This window comes from Ureibacillus endophyticus (genome assembly GCF_003628435.1).
In the GTDB taxonomy this organism is placed as follows: Bacteria; Bacillota; Bacilli; order Bacillales_A; family Planococcaceae; genus Ureibacillus; species Ureibacillus endophyticus.
Genome location: NZ_RBZN01000086.1, coordinates 1 through 4451, shown reverse-complemented (window position 1 = coordinate 4451; position 4451 = coordinate 1). Strand labels below are relative to the sequence as shown.

At 34.8% G+C, this 4451-nt stretch carries 4 protein-coding genes; all 4 read left to right on the top strand.

Translation table 11 applies throughout. The features are described 5' to 3' along the window. The coding region (locus D8M03_RS17045; protein WP_147404843.1) for a transposase at window positions 1–136 on the top strand (136 nt) is incomplete at its 5' end. Window positions 137–201: 65 nt separating this feature from the next. Beyond that, window positions 202–441, top strand: a complete 240-nt coding sequence (locus D8M03_RS17040) for a hypothetical protein (RefSeq protein WP_121215995.1) — start codon at window positions 202–204, stop codon at window positions 439–441. A gap of 686 nt (window positions 442–1127) precedes the next feature. Continuing rightward, the gene (locus tag D8M03_RS17030; RefSeq protein ID WP_170148492.1) at window positions 1128–2771 is read left to right on the top strand and encodes a flagellinolysin; all 1644 of its coding nucleotides are present in this window, start codon (window positions 1128–1130) and stop codon (window positions 2769–2771) included. A 416-nt stretch (window positions 2772–3187) separates the two neighbouring features. Next, entirely contained in the window at window positions 3188–4123 is a 936-nt protein-coding gene (locus D8M03_RS17025) for an IS30 family transposase (protein WP_121215994.1), read from the top strand. Window positions 4124–4451 lie beyond the last annotated feature (328 nt).

The window sequence follows — 4451 nt, the reverse complement described above, 5'->3', positions numbered from 1 at the left end:
TGGATTTCTAGAAGGCATTAATAATAAATCGAAGGTAATGAAACGAAATGCTTATGGTTTTAGAAGTTTTAAGCATTTTAAAGCAAAGATTTTATTAAATGATTTATATAAAGAAATCGGGGTTCATTTAGGTTAACAAGGGTGACGTGCAAGAACACATCACCCCAACATTTGACTAAGAACCATATTTAGGGGATTAAAATGAATAAAAATAATCAAGAGTATCAATTTTTTCTGGAAAAACAGCTTGAATGGTGTAAAAGCCAGGATAGAATCTTAGAGGAAATTGAGAACAAGCTTTACGAAATGAAGGAAATAGCAATGTACGCTCGTGATCATGAAGTAATGCCAATGGTGCTTAATAGATTAAATAATCAACTTAATACATTGAAACAGGACATTCTTTTTCTAGAGAAACAACTGCAATCTATAGTGAATTAAGATTGTGGTGTTTCTCTTTTTAGTGGTAAAACGAAAAAAGGAAATTGCGCCTCGAAAGCTATCTACAAGCAACTAGACCTTTTGCACAAAGAGTCTTAGCCGCTAAAAATACATAATCATTAATAATCTAATACTCGGACATATATTATATTTAAAGAATGTAAGTTGATTCTTTGACTACTAGAATTGAGTAGAAGTTTTTCTATTTAAGGAAGAAAATAAATGCAGTTTATTATAGATGTATAGAAGATATTGTCAAGAACTCTACTTTTGTTGCAAATACAAGAGAGGAAGTATTCTTGTGAAGTAACAATATCGTGATGAGTAAATTCAATTCGTTGATTCTGATTTAGTGCCAATGGACCTCTATGTAATTGATTATTATGTAAATTTTTATTACATTAAACGCTCTAGCAATTCTAGGGTCTCTATTTTTATTTTAAGATTATTGTTATATTTTTAAAAGGGCAAATTATAAACCTTAGAAAATTTTATTGATACTGTAAAGTGAAATTGGTAATGGAAAAAACATTATTGAATTTATATTTTTTTGATGATAATAGCATGCAAAATGTGAAGGCAACCATTCAAATGACAATTGTGTTCTTAACCATGATTATTTTTTACTAATTTAGGTATCAAAATTTCATAGCAAAATACCGATAAACACATAAAGGAGGAAAAAAATGAGAATAAACCATAATATCACAGCGCTGAACACACATAGGCAGTTAAATTATGCTAATAACTCTCAATCTAAGTCCATAGAAAAGTTATCTTCGGGACTACGGATTAATCGTGCTGGAGATGATGCAGCAGGACTTGCGATTTCGGAAAAAATGAGAGGTCAAATTAGAGGATTAGAACAGGCATCTCGTAATGCGAACGATGGCATCTCAATGATACAAACTGCAGAAGGTGGGGCAGCTGTAATTCATGAAATGTTGCAACGAGGTAGAGAACTAGCTGTCCAAGCAGCAACTGATACATTAACAGATGAGGATCGACAAAATCTAAATGATGAAATTAAACAATTAAAGGAACAGATAACACAAACAGCAAATAGTACAGAATTTAATACAAAAAAACTATTGAATAAGGGGTCTGTTTCAGGAACTAGCGCAACTTTAATTCCAGATATTAAGGATAAATTAGAATTTTGGATTGATGATGCTCTATCTACAATAAATACTTATCTAGGTGTTACAACTGGATATGGTGCACCTAAGACAATGAATGTAGAATTCTTTGAATCGCCTACTGGTGCAGCTGCGACAATGGGTACGTCAGATGGCGGAAATACGCTAACGCTTCGATTAAATTTACAACAAATTGGTAATATTTTAGATAAAAATGATGATGGTTGGGGTCAAGTCGATGCCTTAGTTGCCCACGAGGTTGTACATGCTGTACAGTTTACGAAAATGCCTGCAACGCTTATTAACGGTGTACCAGATTGGTTCACGGAAGGGTTAGCTACTGCGATTCAAGGTGGAGCTCCTTTTCTGAATGCTACAGGTAAGGACAATGTTTTACTTACAGATACTTGGAATAGTGATTACGGCTCTGCTTATGCAGCCGTTATGGTATTGCATGAAGCAACAGATGGTGGAATACAAGCGATTGTGGACGAATTAGAGGCTGGTAAAACATTAGATCAAGCTTTAGCCGCTACTACTCAAGGGGATACTGGTGAAATAGCAAACGTTCCTGATTTTACAGATGCAACAACCTTTGTGAATTGGTTTAATACAAGTGCTGATGTTAAAAATTATTTGAATAATACTATTGATTTTGCTGATGGGGTTGGGTCAATAGACAATGCTCAAGGTACATCACGTACTTTAACAAGTGTAAAAGATGTCATTACCAATAATACAACAATTGAAAATCCGGACCAATTTCAATTGGTTTATAAGGATACAAGTGCTGAAGGAGAACAAATAGTTTTCCAAGTAGGTGCTAACACTGGACAAACAATATCAATGTCTACATATGATTTATCAACAGAAGGACTAACTTTAAGTAGCCTTGATGTTTCAACTCGAATTGGTGCAAATAAAGCGATTGAAATGTTCGATTCTGCTATTTCAAGAGTGTCAAAAGTAAGAAGTAATTATGGTGCTCTTCAAAATCGATTAGAACATACGATTTCTAATTTAAATAATTCAGCTGAAAATTTAACTTCTGCAGAATCGCGTATTCGCAACGTTGACATGGCGAAAGAAATGATGGACCAAACAAAATTCTCTATCCTTACTCAAGCTGCACAAGCTATGTTAGCTCAAGCTAATCAACAACCTCAAGGTGTACTTCAATTATTACGTTAATATTTATTATACGAGAGAGGCTAGGACATAAGTGATTTTCAAAAAGATTATGCATATTATTATTGTTGAAAATCTGCTTTCCTGAAAAAGTTGATTGGAACGAATTGTGACGACTCTTGCGGGAACAGCATTTATTTGCGACGAAAGCGTAAGTGACAGGTGCACCAAGCCAAAAATCAGTTGAGGCCGTGCCCGCGTAAAACGTTCACACGAAATGGAGATCAACCTTCTCTTCATCAAAAAAACAACATTTTCACTTCAGGAAAATGTTGTTTTTTATGTTTCAACCTCTTCATTTTTTTTCTTAGGATGAATTGTAATATTAAGTGCAACACCTGTAAGGCAAAATAAAAGAAGCCCATAACGACCTCGTGTAAAATGTTAGTTACCACACAAACATCATAGGAGGAATCGTTATGAGCTATACTCATCTTACCATATCTGAACGTTCAAAAATAGAAACTTACTTGGAGTTAGGCTATTCTATTCGACAAATTGCAAAATTTATAAAAAGAAGTCCATCTACGATTTCAAGAGAATTACGTCGACATACAAACTGCTCACCAGAAGAAGCCCAAACTCGTTACCAAGTCAATAAATCTAAATGTGGGGCGAAGTCTAAGCTCACACACGAGTTAAAAGAAGCTGTTCAAGAAAAGTTGGGTGAAACATGGTCACCCGAACAGATTGTCGGGCGTTTATATCAGGGCAAGCTAAGTTTTAAAAGTATCTACCGCTGGATTTATAACGGTTTACTTGAAGTTCCACTTACTGTACTTCGCCAAAAAGGAAAACGTCAAAAGCCGCGTGAAACAAGAGGTCGCTTTAATATTGGGACGCCTATTTCAAAACGTCCAAAAGAAGTACGTAAACGAGAAATATTTGGGCACTGGGAACTCGATACGGTTGTTTCGGGACGTGGGCAAGCAAAAGGTTGTGTTGCCACATTTATCGAACGTAAAACACGTTGGTATTTTGGCGTATTAATTCCAGATCGTTCCGCTACATCAATGGAAGCTGCCGTAAGACGGTTACACAAGCAGTTACCTCAAGGCGCTATCCAAACCGCTACAACCGACCGAGGCAAAGAATTTAGCTGTTACAAGGTGCTTGAAAACGACCTGAATATCCAATTTTACTTTGCGGATGCCTATTCTTCGTGGCAACGTGGCAGTAATGAAAATGGAAATGGTCTCTTACGTGAATTTTTTCCAAAGAAAACAAACTTCGATCAAGTCACAGAAGATGAGATGAAACAAGCACTTCAATTCATCAATCATCGACCAAGAAAATGTCTTGGTTGGAAAACTGCACATGAGGCGTTTCAGGAAGAAATGTTGCACTTAATTTGACAAAGTATCTTAGTTAAAAACTAGAATGACATTTTTATAGGATGATATAGTAATAACCCGTAATAATTTAGTTTATTTAATCATATTCCCTAAATCAAGAATTACAGATAAAATTGATTGATAATTAAATATAATTTGACGAAAGGAGGACTTTATAACGCGTAATTAAAGACTTTTATATACATATTTTTAAACTCTATTTAAAAATCACTACCGTCGCATAAATAAGTTCTGAATTTTCAGTTTATATTTTCTGGCGTTTTAGAGAAAAAACGAAAACACCAAAGCTAAGGTAGTAAACATCCATTTTTTTACTATAACCAATGAC